This is a genomic window from Streptomyces albofaciens JCM 4342 (genome assembly GCF_008634025.1).
Lineage (GTDB): Bacteria > Actinomycetota > Actinomycetes > Streptomycetales > Streptomycetaceae > Streptomyces > Streptomyces albofaciens.
Genome location: NZ_PDCM01000001.1, coordinates 1892296 through 1908778 on the forward strand (window position 1 = coordinate 1892296; position 16483 = coordinate 1908778).

At 69.0% G+C, this 16483-nt stretch carries 16 protein-coding genes; 6 read left to right on the plus strand and 10 right to left on the minus strand.

What is annotated here, in order from left to right:
• The first annotated feature begins 304 nt into the window (after positions 1-304).
• Both dusB and ppdK read left to right on the plus strand, forming a co-directional pair.
• Positions 305-1432, plus strand: a complete 1128-nt coding sequence (dusB, locus tag CP973_RS08570; RefSeq protein WP_150238997.1) for a tRNA dihydrouridine synthase DusB — start codon at positions 305-307, stop codon at positions 1430-1432.
• Between the two features lie 577 nt (positions 1433-2009).
• Positions 2010-4748: a pyruvate, phosphate dikinase gene (gene ppdK / locus CP973_RS08575; RefSeq protein ID WP_150238999.1), complete on the plus strand. Its 2739-nt coding sequence runs from the start codon at positions 2010-2012 to the stop codon at positions 4746-4748.
• Positions 4749-5489: 741 nt separating this feature from the next.
• On the opposite strand, the gene CP973_RS08580 is transcribed toward ppdK, so the two are convergent.
• The 5 genes from CP973_RS08580 to CP973_RS39910 all read right to left on the minus strand — a co-directional run bounded on the left by CP973_RS08580 (position 5490) and on the right by CP973_RS39910 (position 8296).
• Positions 5490-6365 carry a GNAT family N-acetyltransferase gene (locus tag CP973_RS08580; RefSeq protein ID WP_150239002.1) on the minus strand — a complete coding sequence of 292 codons (876 nt, stop codon included), beginning with the start codon at positions 6363-6365 and terminating at the stop codon, positions 5490-5492.
• Positions 6366-6447: 82 nt separating this feature from the next.
• Complete coding sequence (locus CP973_RS08585; RefSeq protein WP_150239004.1) at positions 6448-6627, minus strand: hypothetical protein; 180 nt, start codon at positions 6625-6627, stop codon at positions 6448-6450.
• Positions 6628-6633: 6 nt separating this feature from the next.
• The gene (locus tag CP973_RS08590) at positions 6634-7752 is read right to left on the minus strand and encodes a radical SAM protein (RefSeq protein ID WP_150239006.1); all 1119 of its coding nucleotides are present in this window, start codon (positions 7750-7752) and stop codon (positions 6634-6636) included.
• Between the two features lie 173 nt (positions 7753-7925).
• Positions 7926-8147: a hypothetical protein gene (locus CP973_RS08595; protein ID WP_150239008.1), complete on the minus strand. Its 222-nt coding sequence runs from the start codon at positions 8145-8147 to the stop codon at positions 7926-7928.
• Complete coding sequence (locus CP973_RS39910) at positions 8144-8296, minus strand: hypothetical protein (protein ID WP_167538290.1); 153 nt, start codon at positions 8294-8296, stop codon at positions 8144-8146. The genes CP973_RS08595 and CP973_RS39910 overlap by 4 nt, the downstream gene beginning before the upstream one ends.
• A gap of 329 nt (positions 8297-8625) precedes the next feature.
• On the opposite strand from CP973_RS39910, the gene CP973_RS08600 reads away from it, so the two are divergent.
• The 4 genes from CP973_RS08600 (at position 8626) to CP973_RS08615 (ending at position 12429) form a co-directional block, all read left to right on the plus strand.
• Positions 8626-9885, plus strand: coding sequence for an NsdA family TPR-like regulatory protein (locus CP973_RS08600; protein ID WP_244409333.1), 1260 nt, complete (start codon positions 8626-8628; stop codon positions 9883-9885).
• A complete protein-coding gene (locus CP973_RS08605; RefSeq protein WP_244409334.1) occupies positions 9882-10436 on the plus strand; it encodes a GNAT family N-acetyltransferase in 555 nt (184 codons plus the stop codon). The genes CP973_RS08600 and CP973_RS08605 overlap by 4 nt, the downstream gene beginning before the upstream one ends.
• A 324-nt stretch (positions 10437-10760) precedes the next feature.
• Complete coding sequence (locus CP973_RS41725; RefSeq protein ID WP_167538291.1) at positions 10761-11345, plus strand: tyrosine-type recombinase/integrase; 585 nt, start codon at positions 10761-10763, stop codon at positions 11343-11345.
• 175 nt (positions 11346-11520) lie between these two features.
• Complete coding sequence (locus CP973_RS08615; protein WP_150239011.1) at positions 11521-12429, plus strand: ArsR/SmtB family transcription factor; 909 nt, start codon at positions 11521-11523, stop codon at positions 12427-12429.
• Positions 12430-12637: 208 nt separating this feature from the next.
• Here the strand turns inward: CP973_RS08615 and CP973_RS08620 are convergent, their stop codons facing one another.
• The 5 genes from CP973_RS08620 to CP973_RS08635 form a co-directional block, all read right to left on the minus strand.
• On the minus strand, positions 12638-13636 hold the full coding sequence (locus CP973_RS08620; protein WP_244409335.1) for a TauD/TfdA dioxygenase family protein: 999 nt from the start codon (positions 13634-13636) through the stop codon (positions 12638-12640).
• Positions 13637-13853: 217 nt separating this feature from the next.
• A complete protein-coding gene (locus CP973_RS39915) occupies positions 13854-13997 on the minus strand; it encodes a hypothetical protein (RefSeq protein ID WP_167538292.1) in 144 nt (47 codons plus the stop codon).
• A 73-nt stretch (positions 13998-14070) separates the two neighbouring features.
• Entirely contained in the window at positions 14071-14520 is a 450-nt protein-coding gene (locus CP973_RS08625) for a GNAT family N-acetyltransferase (RefSeq protein WP_150239013.1), read from the minus strand.
• 170 nt (positions 14521-14690) lie between these two features.
• Positions 14691-15542: a carbohydrate ABC transporter permease gene (locus CP973_RS08630; protein ID WP_150239015.1), complete on the minus strand. Its 852-nt coding sequence runs from the start codon at positions 15540-15542 to the stop codon at positions 14691-14693.
• Positions 15543-15548: 6 nt separating this feature from the next.
• A complete protein-coding gene (locus CP973_RS08635; protein WP_150243310.1) occupies positions 15549-16460 on the minus strand; it encodes a carbohydrate ABC transporter permease in 912 nt (303 codons plus the stop codon).
• Positions 16461-16483: the final 23 nt, after the last annotated feature.

The following is a 16483-nucleotide window of genomic DNA, read 5'->3' on the forward strand; positions in this document are numbered from 1 at the left end:
CCGCGGGTGCCACAACGGCTCCGGGAAGGCTCCCGCCAGGGTGCGACAGCGGCCGCGGGAAGGCTTTCGTCCGGGGGTGACAGCGGCCGTGGGAAGGCTCCCGCCCGGGTGTGACAACGCTCCCGGGAGACTCCCGCTCTGGTGCGTGACAACGGGCTCGGGAAGGCTCCCGCCCGGGTGCGGCAATTTTTCCGGCAAGGCCCCCGCCCGGGTGCGACAACGGCCCCGACAAGGCTCCCGCGCGGGTGCGCGACAATGGGAGGTCGCCCCCTCCACCCGTCGACCCGAAGGAAGCCCGCTCCCCATGACTCAGCTGCAGATCGGCCCGCACGCGGTGCAGCCGCCCGTGGTCCTCGCGCCGATGGCCGGGATCACCAACGCCCCCTTCCGGACGCTGTGCCGGGAGTTTTCCGGCGGCAAGGGCCTGTTCGTCAGCGAGATGATCACGACGCGGGCGCTGGTCGAGCGCAACGAGAAGACCATGCAGCTGATCCACTTCGACGAGACGGAGAAGCCGCGCTCGATCCAGCTGTACGGCGTGGACCCGGACACCGTCGGCAAGGCCGTCCGCATGATCGCCGAGGAGGACCTGGCCGACCACATCGACCTGAACTTCGGCTGCCCGGTGCCGAAGGTGACCCGCAAGGGCGGCGGCTCGGCCCTCCCGTACAAGCGCAACCTGCTGCGCTCCATCCTGCGCGAGGCGGTCTCCAACGCGGGCGAGCTGCCCGTGACGATGAAGATGCGCAAGGGCATCGACGACGACCACATCACCTACCTCGACGCGGGCCGGATCGCCGTCGAGGAGGGCGTCACGGCCATCGCCCTGCACGGCCGTACGGCGGCCCAGCACTACGGCGGCACCGCCGACTGGGACGCCATCGCGCGCCTGAAGGAGGCCGTCCCGGAGATCCCGGTGCTCGGCAACGGGGACATCTGGTCGGCGGACGACGCGCTGCGGATGGTGCGCGAGACCGGCTGCGACGGCGTGGTCGTGGGGCGCGGCTGCCTGGGGCGGCCGTGGCTGTTCGGCGATCTGGTGGCGGCCTTCGAGGGGACGGGTACGTACGCCCTGCCCACCCTCAAGGAGGTCGCGGCCGTGATGCTGCGCCACGCCACGCTGCTGGGGGAGTGGCTCGGGGACGAGGCGCGCGGCGTCATCGACTTCCGCAAGCACGTCGCCTGGTACACGAAGGGCTTTTCGATCGGCTCGGAGCTGCGCAAGAAGCTGGCAATCGCCTCGTCGCTGGACGAACTGGACGCTCTGATGAGCGAGCTGGACCTCGACCAGCCCTGGCCCGTGGGCGCCGACGGACCGCGTGGCCGCACATCTGGCCGAAACCGGGTGGTCCTGCCGGACGGCTGGCTGGACGACCCGTACGACTGCGCGGGCGTGACGGCCGACGCGGAACTGGACACTTCGGGCGGCTGAGGCGCTTGCAGCTGCCTGCCAGGCAACTGCCAGACGCCTGACGGGCGCCTGATGGACGCCCGCCGGGGGCCTGTCGGACGTCCGCCGGGCGCCTGACGGGCGCCTGCCGGGTCCGGTTCCAGGCCCCCTTCCAGACCGAACCGGGTCCGGTGCGGGGTGCGGCGCGGGGTCCGGCGCGGAACCCGGTTCCGGTCCGAATTCGGGTCCGGAACCGGGTCCGGATGGCGGTACGGAGCCCGGCGTGACGGCGTGATTCTCGCCACCCTTGATAGGGGGTGCGCTCAGATGAGCGGTCCGCGAGGGAGTGCACCTTCCAAACGGTGGCACTGGGTGCCACCATTCTCGCGTTCGAATGATCAAGCGCAGTTCGCGCTTGAGTAGCGGATCCGGCCATTCCCGCTCGCGCTGAGCGACGTTGCCTTCAACTCTTGAATCCACCCCTCCGTCGGCCGCAACTTTCGATCTGCTGGCCGACGGCGGGTTACGGGCGTATGTCGACCGAGTGGACGTACCCAGACACCTTCGATCTGGGTATGTTCCTCGCCGTCAGGGCAGACCGCGGCGAGGAGAGAGTCCCGTGCCGGAAACACAAGATCCCCACGTAACCCCGTCCGAGCCTTCGAAGTTCGTCTACGACTTCACCGAGGGCAACAAGGACCTCAAGGACCTCCTCGGCGGCAAAGGTGCCAACCTCGCCGAGATGACCAACCTGGGGCTTCCCGTTCCGCCGGGGTTCACCATCACCACCGAGGCGTGCAAGGTCTACCTGGAGAGCGGCCAGGAGCCCGCGGCACTGCGTGCCGAGGTCACCGAGCACCTCGAAGCGCTCGAAGCCACCATGGGCAAGAAGCTCGGCCAGGCCGACAACCCCCTTCTCGTGTCGGTGCGTTCCGGGGCGAAGTTCTCGATGCCCGGCATGATGGACACGGTGCTGAACATCGGCCTGTCCGACGCGTCGGTTTCCGGCCTCGCCACCCAGGCCGGCGACGAGCGCTTCGCCTGGGACTCCTACCGCCGCCTCATTCAGATGTTCGGCAAGACCGTGCTCGGCGTGGACGGCGAGCTCTTCGAGGAGGCGCTGGAGGAGGCCAAGCGGGCCAAGGGCGTACGCGTCGACGTCGACCTGGACGCGGCCGACCTGAAGGCCCTCGTCGGCCGGTTCAAGGACATCGTCGCCAAGGAGACCGGCCGGGACTTCCCGCAGGAGCCCCGCGAGCAGATGGACCTCGCCATCCGCGCGGTCTTCGACTCGTGGAACACCGACCGCGCCAAGCTCTACCGCCGTCAGGAGCGCATCCCCGGCGACCTCGGCACGGCCGTCAACGTCTGCTCCATGGTCTTCGGCAACCTCGGGCCGGACTCCGGCACCGGCGTCGCCTTCACCCGCGACCCGGCCAGCGGCCAGCAGGGCGTCTACGGCGACTACCTCCAGAACGCGCAGGGCGAGGACGTCGTCGCCGGCATCCGCAACACCGTGCCGCTCGCCGACCTCGAAGGCATCGACAAGCCGTCGTACGACGAGCTGATGCACATCATGGAAACCCTCGAAACGCACTACAAGGACCTGTGCGACATCGAGTTCACCATCGAGCGCGGCAAGCTGTGGATGCTCCAGACCCGCGTCGGCAAGCGCACCGCCGGCGCCGCCTTCCGCATCGCCACCCAGCTCGTCGACCAGGGCCTGATCGACGAGGCCGAGGCCCTCCAGCGGGTCAACGGCGCGCAGCTGGCGCAGCTGATGTTCCCGCGCTTCGACGAGACCGCGAAGACCCGGATGATCGGCCGGGCCATCGCCGCCTCGCCGGGCGCCGCCGTCGGCAAGGCCGTCTTCGACTCCTACACCGCGGTCAAGTGGTCCCGCTCCGGCGAGAAGGTCATCCTCATCCGCCGCGAGACCAACCCCGACGACCTCAACGGCATGATCGCCGCCGAGGGCATCCTGACCTCGCGCGGCGGCAAGACCTCACACGCCGCCGTGGTCGCCCGCGGCATGGGCAAGACCTGTGTCTGCGGCGCCGAGGAGCTGGAGGTCGACACCAAGCGCCGCTGCCTGACCGCGCCCGGCGGCATCGTCGTCGAAGAAGGCGACCTGATCTCCATCGACGGCTCCTCCGGCAAGGTCTACCTCGGCGAGGTGCCGGTCGTCCCGTCCCCGGTGGTCGAGTACTTCGAGGGCCGGATGCACGCCGGCGCCGACGACGCCGACGAACTGGTCAAGGCCGTGCACAGGATCATGGCGTACGCGGACCGGGTGCGCCGGCTGCGCGTACGGGCCAACGCGGACAACGCCGAGGACGCGGCCCGCGCCCGGCGCTTCGGCGCCCAGGGCATCGGCCTGTGCCGCACCGAGCACATGTTCCTCGGCGAGCGCCGTGAGATGGTCGAGCGCCTGATCCTCGCCGACACCGACGCGGACCGCGAGGCCGCCCTCGGCGGCCTGCTGCCCCTCCAGAAGGCCGACTTCGTCGAGCTCTTCGAGGCCATGGACGGCCTGCCGGTGACGGTCCGCCTCCTGGACCCGCCGCTGCACGAGTTCCTGCCCGACATCACCGAACTCTCCGTACGCGTCGCCCTCGCCGAGGCCCGCAAGGACGCCAACGAGAACGATCTGCGCCTCCTCCAGGCCGTGCACAAGCTGCACGAGCAGAACCCGATGCTGGGCCTGCGCGGCGTCCGCCTCGGCCTGGTCATCCCCGGCCTGTTCGCCATGCAGGTACGGGCCATCGCGGAGGCCGCGGCCGAGCGCAAGAACGCCTCCCAGGGCGACCCGCGCGCCGAGATCATGATCCCGCTCGTCGGCACCGTCCAGGAGCTGGAGATCGTCCGCGAGGAGGCCGAGCAGGTCATCGCCGAGGTCGAGGCGGCCCACGGCGTGGACCTCAAGCTCACCCTCGGCACCATGATCGAACTGCCCCGCGCCGCCCTGACGGCCGGTCAGATCGCCGAGTCCGCCGACTTCTTCTCCTTCGGCACCAACGACCTGACCCAGACGGTCTGGGGCTTCAGCCGCGACGACGTCGAGGCCAGCTTCTTCACCGCCTACCTGGAGAAGGGCATCTTCGGCGTCAGCCCCTTCGAGACCATCGACAAGGACGGCGTCGGCTCGCTGGTCCGCAGCGCCGCCGAAGCCGGCCGCGCCACCCGCCCCGACCTCAAGCTCGGCGTCTGCGGCGAACACGGCGGCGACCCGGAGTCGGTGCACTTCTTCCACGAGGTGGGCCTGGACTACGTCTCCTGCTCCCCGTTCCGCATCCCGGTCGCCCGCCTGGAAGCGGGCCGCGCGGCAGCGGAGTCCCTGGGCAGCGACAGCCGCTGACCGACCCCACCCACCGACACCCGGAGCCGGCCGGGGACCCAACCCTCGACCCCACCCCGGCTCCGGACCCCAACGAGGGCGGCACCTGTGCGGAGGTGCCGCCCTCGGTTTTGTGGCCTGCGTGAATGCTCGGGGTAGTACTCTGACGTGCGAAAACTACTCGCAGTGATTGCCGTGGTTTTCCGGGATCTTCCTGGTGCTTGTGCCCTCGTTGTGCCCTCCGGGCGTAGCGCCTTTCGCAGATCAGCGCCCCGGTTCACCACATGTCGGTGAATCGGGGCGCAGGTGTCTTCGGTGGCCAGCAGCAACGGGGCTCGACCGCCTGCTGCGCAGGGCAAAGCCGCAGGCGAGCGATGACGGCCACCTGCGTCGACTGTGTGGTTTCTACTCGAAGTCCCGTGTCATCTGTTCACCACGTCGCTTCGAGCGGCGCCGCGAAAATGCATCCGTCACCTGGACCACCAGGAAGACCATGGAGAACATCAGGCAGCGAACAGCCAGTTCTGAGCCCCATGACCTGTCGGTCAGGAGGGTCGTCACGGCACCTGCCGCGAAGCCCGCGACGACCGCAAGCCCTACCCGAGTCCACCACCGCTTCATGGAAGGCGGGTACCCCGAGCCGGTCGTGCAGCCGCAACGCTGAACGGTTCGACTTCGGTGTCAGCGGGCATTCAGGCTGTCTCGCAAGCACCGGGCCGACGAGCGTACGCTCAGGCTACGAACGTCATCGTTTTGCGTGGCTCACACTTTGGTGACGCAGACGAACCCGAGCGACCGCAGCCCCTCGGAACGGCACAAGTGATCAGAAGCGCCGTCGACCTCGGTCTGTAGAAGCTGATAGGCGGCGCCGTTCTCCTGCCCCCAGCCCATCGCTGCGCGCCACAGTGCACGTCCAAGACCGCGGCCCCGCTGCTCGGGCAGGATGCCGAAATATTGTGGAAGCAGGCGGACGGCCCCTCGCGAGTCGGGCATGACCTCCATCGGCCCGATAGCGCCCACGACACGCCCCTCGTCGACCGCGACCAGTACGGGGCAGACACCGCCGGCCCTCATACGGCCGTGCAGGAAGGCGAATCCCTCGTCGGCAAGCAGCTCGGCGAATCTCGGGAACGTCGCCTGCACGGATGCAGGGCAGTCGGTGAGCGGGCGTACCCCTTCGGGGGCGTGGGCAGGGTGCTCGGGACCGAACTCGTGAAGTTGGACGCGGGTCACCTGCCCTTGAGCGGCCGGCTGTTCTTCCGGGCCTGCGAATGAGACGACACGACCGGTCGCCGCATCATGGGTGGCGCAGAGTTTCACGGCGAGGTCGGCGGCGCGGTCGTGCCCGTCGGGGCGCGTGCCGTACAGGTGGACGCTCACCGTTCCCGCACCCCGCCGTGACAGGGTCGGCAGCAACGTCTCGCTAGGGCTGTGAGCGATGTCCTCGACGAGCACACGTTCGGCCTTCACGTCGGACCATCGTTGGTCTTTGTCGTACGGGAGGAAACGGCCGGTAGGGGCGTTGGCGACAACGTCGGCGAACAGATGCTGACCGAGCGTGTCGGGGTGCACCGGGCCGATCGTCGGGACGTACGGGGCAGTGATCTGGGGTCTCAGCCAGTCCCAGCGGAATCGCATGGCGGCACATTACTCGCCTGCCACACAGGGCTCAGGCCCCGCACGAAAGTGTCGAGGCCTGAGCGGGAACGAGCGGTTGCGGTCAGTGCGGGTTGTCGTCGCCCGCTTGGCACGAACACATCGCACTGTCCATGACCGCGTCGAGCTGAGGTACCACGGTGATCGTGGTGACCGGAGCTGCGGCGGGTGCGACGGGACGCGTCGCGTAGGGCACGGTCCCCGAGGGCTGAATCGGGGCGATCTCGACGGATACGGCTGTCATGCGACTTCACCCTGCCTTTTTCATTCCGTGCTGACAGTAGGTTTCCTTCTGCGCCCCCGCCTCCTGGTAGTGCTTGGCAAGCGGGCGGCACACAACGCACTGGCCGGCGAGCGTGCAGCCTGAGCAACCGCCGGTGCGAAGCATGAGCCGGTCGGCGACGGCGCCGAGCCGTGCGAGGCCGTCGAGCCCGTCCTCGACCAGATTGATGTGGTCGTCACGCCCGATCTTGCAGATCGAGGCGAGACCGTGCGGGTCGACGTGGAAGAAGGTGTGTCCTGCGTTGCACCCGGTGAACGGCTTGCGCATCCGCAGGTGCTCTTTCGACTGAGCGGTGAGCGATTCGGCGCCTCCGTAGATCGTCGGCGTCATGTTCGTGTAGACGGGGTGCTCGATGCCCCAGTGCTCGGCGAGCGCGATCATCTGCTGTTCCTCGTGCGCGCTGTCCTCGGTGACGATGATCGAAAGTCTCAGTGGCAGCCCCGCCTCGCGGGCGGCTGTCATGCCGCGTTGGAACAGGTCCCATGCGCCTTTGCGCTGGGTCAACTCGTCGTAGCTGGTCTTCGTGGCGCCGTACATCGATACGGTGACCCGGTACGGCGGGAACCGTTCGAACATGCTCAGCAGGTTCTCGCGCCACAGGAGAGAGGCGTTCGTCGAAACCGTGAGCATCATGCCCATGCGGAACGCTGCCTCATAGGTGTGCATGAAGTGCTTGTCGACGGTCGGTTCGCCGCCGGTGATCTGGAAGAACAGCACCCCGGCATCGCGGACGACCCCCAGCACCTTGAGCTTGTCGGCGAGCGACATGCCGGAGAAGACCTTCAAGCCGAGGTAGCAGTGCTTGCACTGATAGTTACAGCCGAGGTTGATTTCCCAGCTCGCCCGCGAGTAGCCGTGTGCGGACGGCTCCCGAACGAGTAGGTAGTCGGTCATGGCGCGGTCGCCGAGGTGTGTCCCCCAGCGTTCGCGGACGGCGTCGAGCAGCCACGGCGGGGCGGGGGCGTCGCTGCCGGCTACACGCCGCAGTTCCTCGTAGTGCGCTTCAGGGAGCAGTAGCCCGGACGAGTCCCCAGGACGTACGAGCATGTGCTGTTCGAGGAACGGGCTGGCGATCAGTTCGTGCATGTCCCCTCTTCTCTTCCTCGGCGTTGGGTCCGCCCCTGCCGGGGCTCGGCTCGTGGGGGAGCACGGTGGGCAGTCACCGGCAGGGGCGGAGTTCGTGGGCTATCGCCTCGGGTCGGCTGCGATGGCGAGCGGCACGACGACGGCGGTACACAGGAAGATCCACAGCAGTACCGCTAGTCGCTGCCGCATGTCTCCTGTGCTCCTTCGGCGGGACACACGTCCGCGATCTTCGCTCGCCACTCGTATCCGCCGTGTGGTGGCAGCAGCCACACGCACGAGGGCGTTTCCTCCTGCACATACGGCTCACCCATGCCGTGTACTACGCCCTCGCGGTTGAGGGACATGTCCACCACGTGCGCGCCGATGTGCAGCCATCCCGGTACCTCTACGGTCATCTGCTGCCTTCCGGTACGAGCGGCCGGGCAGCCCCGGTCACGAGGTCGAGGTAGACCTCGATCTCATGGGCGGTCCAGTAGCACGGGTCACCGTGCCGAATTCGGTACGCGGCCCCGGCGGCGAGGGACACCTCGTCTATACGCGTCACCCATTCACGGCCACCACTGACCGGACGACGCCACACGCGCGAGGCAGTCGAGGCCATCACCACGCCCGTTCGGCCGCGGCGCCTGTCTGCCAAGTGAGCCCCGACGCCGTACGGTGCGTCCTGCCGCGCTCGCGGACTGATCACGGGTGAACCCCCTCGCAGGTCTGCCTCATGACGTGGTGCTTCATCAGTGCACCGCTTCGGCGGTATCCGAGGGCGCCCGGCGACCGGACGTTTAGGCGGACGCTTTCGCCGTCGCCGTTGATCAAGTCGGTACCGTGAGAGGGGAGTTGCCCGGACGCAAGGGGAAGCGCATGGCAGGTGCAGGCGTGAGCAAACTCGCGCGGTTGCGTAAAGCCGGGTACACACAGGTGACCTTTGTTGCCGCGTTCGCCCGAGAGGCTGCACGTCTGGGCGTCGATGCGTCGGTGAGCGTCCGCCAGCTCCGACGGTGGGAGAACGAGTCCCCTCCGCCGTTGCCGCACCCGAGTCAGCAGGAAGTCCTAGAAGCCATGTTCGGCGTGCCGATCGCCGAGATGGGGTTCGAGGTCCCACCTCGCCGGGACGAAGCGGCTCGAAGGATCGGTGACGATGGAGAGGTGAAACGTCGAGCATTCGTCACCGGTACGGGGGCGCTCGCGGCAGCGGCGATCCTCCCCGATCAACACGGTCCGCGCATCGGTACGAGCGACGCGGCGGCGCTCCGGGCCGACCTGGTCGGCCTGTACGCGGTCGACCACAGATCCGGCGGCATTCCCGCCAAGGCTCGCGCCAAGCAGCTTGAGCAGCAGATCACGCGGACTCTGAGCAGTAGCGTCTACACGAGCCGAGTCGGTCGTGAGCTACACACGATGGTGTGCGAACTCGCTTGCCATCGTGCTTGGTTCGGGTATGACGGGGGTCCGCCCGGTGAAGCCCGCGCTGCCTGCATGGAAGCGGTGGCTGCGGCACAGCTCATCGACAACCCCCTGTTGCAGGTCCGCGCGCTCAACACTCTGTGCCTGCTCGCTGTCGACGCAGGGCGGTACTGGGAAGCCGCAGCGGCGGTCGAAAACGCCTATGGCCTCGCGCGCCAGGCGGGCGCGGGGGTGACGGTGCGCCTGGTGATCTCCCTGCGCGAGGCGAGCGCGGCGACGCACTCAGGCGACCTGCCGGGCGCGCGTCGGGCGCTGAGCCGTGCCGTGTCCTATCAAGGGCGTGCCGATACCGACGCTGAGGTGCCGCGGTGGGCGCGGTTCGCCGGACCCGTCGAGGTCGACTATGCGACGGCGGCCTACTACTCCCGAGAGGGCCGCCCCGAGCGGGCCGTGCCGTTCCTACGCTCGGCGGTCGCCGGCCTCGGGGGCGGCTACACCCGCAATACCGCTTGGTACCGAGCACGGCTCGCGCAGACATTGCTCGACACAGGCGAGGCAGAGGATGCGTGCCACGAGATGACGGGTGTGCTCGATGCCTGCGGTGGCGTGTCGTCGGTGCGCCTGCGCCGCCGCCTGCGCACCTTCGAGCAGGCCGCCGTACGCCTCGGTGCTCCTGTAGCGCGCGACGCGGTCGAGCGTATCCGCGAGATGACGCGGGGTGGGAGCCGATGACGATCACGGTAGAGCGCATGAGTGGTGCGGACGCAGTGAAGGCCGAGGACGCGTTCGCCTTGGTCTATGCCGAGGCATTCGCCGAGCCGCCTTACAACAAGTCCGAGAAGGACGTCGAAGCGAACTTCCGGCGGTTCCGCTCGCAGGTCCGTAAGGCAACGTTCCGAGCCGCCCTCGCCCGCGCTGGCGACGGCGAGCCGATCGGTATGGCCTACGGGTACCCTCTCAGCCCTGCCACTGGCTGGTGGGGCCGGCTGACTACGCCTGTACCCGACGAACTGCGCCGTGAGGACGGGCACCGGACGTTCGGACTGATCGAACTTGCGGTGCGCGCCCCGTGGCGTCGCCTCGGCGTGGCCCGGCGCCTGCACGAGGCAGTGCTCGCCGATGCCACGGAGGAACGGGTACTGCTCAACGCACGGCCGGATGTCGAGGCGGCACAGGCTGCCTACCGGTCGTGGGGGTACCGCAAGGTCGGCGAGGCTCACCCGTGGGACGGGGCGGCCCTGCACGACGTGATGGTCCTCGACCTGCCGCGGAAGACCGCGTAAGGGCAGTCGAACGGGCGCCGCGTTACGCCTCTTCGGAGCTGGGCTGCTCGGGAGCGGAGACGATCCCAGGACCTCGCACCCATCAACTTGCGCACGCCTGCTGGGACCGCCGAAGACGGACAAGAGCTACCGGACGGGCCGGCTGTCGGCATCGACGGCTGAGGCGATCAAGCTGCACCGCGAGATATTTCCGCCGCGCGAGATCGAGATCGAGGACCGCACGGACCCGCGCAGCCCGAGGTGGCGCAAGGCGCGATTGCTGTTCCTCAGTGAGGCGAACGCCCCGTCCGTCGCGGGTCGTGGGCCAAGACGTGGGCCCGCATCGTGAGGCGGGCCAACAAGCTGTTGGAGGAGTGGGGTTCGCCGGAGGGGGCGACGCTGCATGATCTCCGTCACTTCTACGCGTCCGTCCTGATCAAGCACGGCGCTACAGGGAAGAAGGTGCAGCGGCTCCTCGCGCACGCGAAGCACTCGATCACGTGGGACCTGTACATCCACCTGCGGGAGGACGCCGAGGACGACACCGCGGACATCATGGATGCCTTCTGGCGTGGTGTGCCCTCAGAGTGCCTTACGGCCTCCTCGATTGGATCTTTGTGCAGGTCAGACCAACGAGGGCGGCACCTGTGCGGAGGTGCCGCCCTCGCTTTTCTCCGGACTCCCCCCTCGGGAGCTGCCGTCAGCCATGTCGGCCTGGTTGACGGCCTTCCACGGCAAATGCTGAGCGGTCGGTTATTGCCTCGTCACCCCCCACGGGATCGAGCAATCCGTTCCATTCGCCTTGCCGTCGAATTGAGTTACAGCTTTCCGGGAACGCGCCGATGGCGCGACCCCTTTCAACTCTGGCCAAAAGGGCATGGTGACAGCCTGTGTCTGCGTGCATACTCAGAGGGCCGGGGGGACGACTAGGAGCATGGGTGGGGGTTCGGTGCTACGCGTCCATTTCAGTGGACCGGATCTGGCCAGGGTGCGCATTGCTGCGCGCCCTGACGTGCTGTGGGAGACCGTTTTAAGTTTTCACCGACTGCGCGACCGACGGTCCGGGCCGGCCTTCGGCAAATGGCGCGCCGAAGCCCGTTCCCGGTTGAATGGTGAAACACGGCTGCTGGCGCCACTCGTTCCCACGCGCGGCTATTTTCCGGATTTCCTGACGCCCGCGGAGGGTCTGCTCGGCATCGACGAAGGGCTTGAAGCGGTGCGCGCAACCCCGCCCGCACGACTACACGCCGAACTTTCGCGGCTGCCCGCCACCCGCCCGCTGCCTTCGTGGCTACGGGCGCTGAGCGAGGGCGATAGCGCGGCACTGGGGCGGCTCACCGGCGCGCTGCAGAGCTATTACGAGAACGCGGTCGCGCCGTACTGGCCGCGGCTCCAGGCCCGTATCGAAGCGGACCGCGCCGCCCGCGGCCGGGCGCTCCTGGACGGCGGCGCCGATCACCTCCTCGCCACGCTCCCGCCCACCATGCGGTGGCGGCCGCCGGTGCTGGAGGTGGACTATCCGGCGGACCGCGACCTCTTCCTGAACGGCCGGGGGCTGCTCCTGCTGCCCTCCTTCTTCTGCCGCCGCACCCCGGTCACCTTCTACGACCCGGACCTGACGCCCGTCCTCGTCTATCCGGTCGAGCATCCCGCGCCCCGCCTCGTCACACCGGCCGCCCCCGTCCACGCGTCGCTGGGCAAGCTCGTCGGCCGCACCCGGTCGGCGATCCTGCACGGGGTGGGCGGCGGATGTACGACGAGCGAGCTGGCGCGGCGCGTCGACGTGTCGCTGGCATCGGCCAGCCAGCACGCGACGGTGCTGCGGGACGCCGGTCTGCTGCTGACGCTGCGTCACGGCAACGCCGTACTCCACACTTTGACGCCGTTGGGGGCGGCGCTGCTGCGGGGCGGCCCGGAGGTGGATGTGCGCGGTGTGGACACCCGTGGGCTGGAGATCAGGGGACTGGAGCTGAAGGAGAACGAGGAGTTGGAGGCCCGGGAGGTGGATGCTTAGCTTCCGGTGACGGAGGCTTGCAGTAACGTTCCGGTGTCCGGGGTGGAGGTCGGCATCCGGGCGGAGATCGGCATCCGGGCGGGGCCGGCAGCTGCGGGGAGGGACCGGCATCTGCGGGTGGGGAGCCGGCCTCCGGCCGTGGGGAGCCGGGGCACCCGGCGGTGGGGCGGGTGGTGGTACGGGGGTGCCGTACCACCGTGGCCCCGCCTCAGTACGGCCGGTCGCCCGCGATCGCGACGCGCTCGGCCACGCGGCGCTGCGTCCCGTAGTCGTTGACCGCGTAGTGCTGCGTGGCGCGGTTGTCCCAGAACGCGATGTCGCCCGCCTGCCAGCGGAACCGCACCTGGAACTCCGGCACATGCGCCTGCTGGAAGAGCAGCCGCAGCAGCCGGTCGCTCTCCGCCTCCTCCAGCCCCACGATGCGGGTCGTGAACGAGGTGTTGACGAACAGCATCCGGCGGCCGGTCTCCGGGTGCCGCCGTACGACGGGGTGCTCCACCGGCGGGAACTGCTCCTGGAACGGCGCCAGCCGCTCGGCGGAGTAGAAGCGGGCGAAGCCCGGCAGGAAGTCGTGGACGGCGGTGGCGCCGTCGATCCGGTCCTTCACGTCCTGGGGCAGGTTGTCGTACGCCGCCGCCATGTCCGCCCACATGGTGTCGCCACCGAACGCCGGCACCTCGCGCAGCTGCAACACCGCGCCGAGCGCCGGGCGTTCGCGGAACGTGACGTCCGTGTGCCAGACGTTTTCGAAGGTCGGCACCGCGCTCCGGTCGAACCGCGCCACGTCCTCGGCGTCGCCCGTCGCCAGCAGCGGGTTCGTCTCCAGCTCGCCCCAGTTGCGGGCGAACGCGCGCTGCGCGGCGGACGTGAGGTGCTGCCCTCGGAAGAAGAGCACCTTCCACTCCAGCAGCGCACGGTTCAGGTCGTCGCGCAGCGCCGGGGTGAGCGGCCGGGACAGATCGAGGCCGCGGATCTCCGCGCCGATGGTGCTCGCCTGCGGGACGACATCGAAGCGCTCGTACGGGCGGTCCTCCCAGCCCTCCGGAGTGCGGCGCAGGATGCGGTGGCCTTCGTACAGGCCGTCGGCGGGGATGCGGTGGTCGCGGAGAGTGGGGGTGGCGGAGGAGGTGGAGGAGGGAGAGGAGGGAGAGGAGGGAGAGGAGGGGAACGGGGTGGTGGGGGTGGTGGGGTCGGCGATGGCCGTCATCGGGTCCTCCTGGTGGTGAGGAACGGTGTACGGGGTACGGAGTACGGTCCGTATGGCAAACGGCCGTACGGGGCGCGGGGCGTACGGCACAAACGGCCGTACGGAGCGCGGATCGTACGGGGCACGCGGCGGAAACGCTCTGGCCCGGCAAGGCCGGTGAGCCGGTCAGGACAGGCCGGGAGTGCTGCCGTGGGGGCGGGCGGTCATCGCCCGGCGGTCACCGACAGCAGTGGAGAGCGGCGGCCGGGGGAGAACCCACCCGGCCGCGGCGGCGCAGGAACGTCATGCCGCGGGGCGCGCACTCGCCGTGGGGGTCGCTGTGCAGCGACTCCGCCTCACGGGACATCGAGTACGTGGTCATGGCACGCACCGTACCTCATGAGCGGGGCGCGCGGCACCGGGTGCCGCACCCGTCACAATCCTCCGGGCCCTCCTCAGCCCAGCTTCTTGAACAGGTACACGTCCTCGTGACCACCCGGTATCCCGGGCACGCGGCCCACCTCCTCGTACCCCTGGCGCTGGTAGAACCCCGGCGCCTGGAAGGTGTACGAGGACACCGCGGCGCGGTCACAGCCGCGCCGGATCGCCTCTTCCTCCGCGGCCCGCAGCAGCTTTGCGCCCCAGCCTTCCGCGCGGCTGTCCTCCCGGACCCACAGCAGGTGGATGTCGCACAGCCCGCCCCAGGCACGGGCGCTCAGCCCGCCGATCAGCTCGCCGTCCGCGTCCGTCACCCGCACCGAGAACTCGGTCTCCTCGGCATGGCCCGTGGCCTCGGCGTTGAAGGCGTCGAGGCCCTCCTCCAGCTGTCTGACCAGCTCAGGGTCGTGTTCGCCGACGGTGAGGGCGGGACCCTGGCCCGGCGCCGGCTTCGTCACATCGCTCATGGCCGAGTATCCCCACAGGCGTCGTGCGCCCCGCTACCGACTTTCGTCGCCGATCCACTGACTTTCGTCGCCGAATGGCCTCGTCGTCCACTGTCCGCCGCCCGCCGCCCGCCGCCCGCCGCCTGCCGCCCGCCGTCCTTCGTGCCCGCCCCGTCCGCCGCCCAACGCCCTCAGTCGTCGATCCCGGACCGTTCCACCCCCGCCACGATGTACCGCTGCAACAGCACGAACACGACCACCAGCGGCGCGATCGAGATCGCCGCGGCGATGAACAGCTCGTGCAGGTTGAGGTTCTGGGCCGTGGTGAACGTGGACAGCGCCACCTGTACCGTCCAGGACTCGCGGTCCTGCCCGATGACCAGCGGCCACAGGAACGCGTTCCACGCGCCGATGAAGACGATCGTGCCGACTGCGGCGAAGACCGGCCGCGAGTTGGGCACCACGATGCGCCAGTACGTACGCCAGTAGCCCAGCCCGTCCACCCGTGCCGCGTCCTCCAACTCCCGTGGGAAGCCCAGGAAGTACTGGCGGAATATGAAGCAGGCGAAGGCGCTGAACAGGGTGGGGATGATCAGGCCGCGCAGGGTGGAGATCCAGCCGAGCGTCGAGACGAGGACGAAGCTGGGGACGAAGGTGACCGCCGCCGGGACCATCAGGGTGCCGAGGATGGCGTAGAAGACGACGTTCGCGTGCCGGTACGGGATGCGCGCCAGCCCGTACCCGGCCAGCGACGCGAGCAGCACCGTGCCGACGGTCGTGGACACCGCGATCAGCGTGGAGTTCAGCAGCGCCCGCGCCAGCGGCAGGTTCGGGTCGGCGAAGACCTCGGTCAGATTCGACCACTGGATGTCACGCGGGAAGAACGTCCAGTCGGGGGCGGTGATGTCCTGCTCGGTGGCCAGGCCGTTGCGTACGAGCAGGTAGAAGGGGATGAGGAAGAGGACGGCGAGGATGGTGACGATCACTGCGCGCAGGACGCGGCCGGTCCGTACGCGGGGGTCCACCCGCTTCGATGCGGTCATCGGCGATCAGTCCTCCTTCCGCCCGAGCCCGAACCAGCGGGCCTGTACGACGGTCGCCACCGCGATGATCAGCGCGAGGATGACCGCTCCGGCGCTCCCCAGCCCGAGGTTCTGCTCCTGGCCGAGCGCGGTGTAGTAGAGGTAGACCAGTGGCGGGCGGGCGTACGGCGGGTAGCCGCGCGCGTCGGACATCAGGTTGTAGAACTCGTCGAACGCCTGGAACGCGTTGATCACCAGCAGCAGGACGACGGCGACCGAGGTCGCGCGCAGCTGCGGCAGGGTGATGTGGCGCAGTGTCTGCCAGCCGGGCCGCGCGCCGTCCACCGCGGCGGCCTCGTACAGTCGCGGAGAGATCCGTTGCAGTCCCGCCAGGAACAGAATCATGTAGAAACCGGCCTGGAGCCATAGCCGTACGGTCACGATCACCAGCCAGTACCAGGGCGGGTCGGACGTGGCCAGCCAGGCGGTCTGATCCGTGCCGAACCATCCCAGCACGGTGTTGGCGAGCCCGAACCGGACCCCGTTGAAGATCGACAGCTTCCAGATGAGCGCGGCGACCACGTACGAGCAGGCGGTCGGCAGGAAGAAGACCGAGCGGAAGAACGCCTGGGCGAAGCGCAGCCGGTTGACCATGAGCGCGAGGGCCAGCGACAGCACATACGTCGCGGGCACGATGAAGGCCGTGAACAGCACGAACGTGCCCAGACTGCTCAGGAACGCCTGATCGCCCAGCATCGACGCGTAGTTGTCCAGTCCGACGAAATCCGTCGGGCTGACCGTGTTGTGCGCGTCGAAGAAGCTGAGATAGACGCTCCAGGCCAGCGGTACGTAGGTGAAGAGCGCGAGACCGATGGCGAAGGGTCCGACGAAGGCCCAGAACCAGAGGTTACGGTTCTGCGGGCCGCGGAAGCGCCGCAGACGGCCGGTGACGTCGCCGCCCC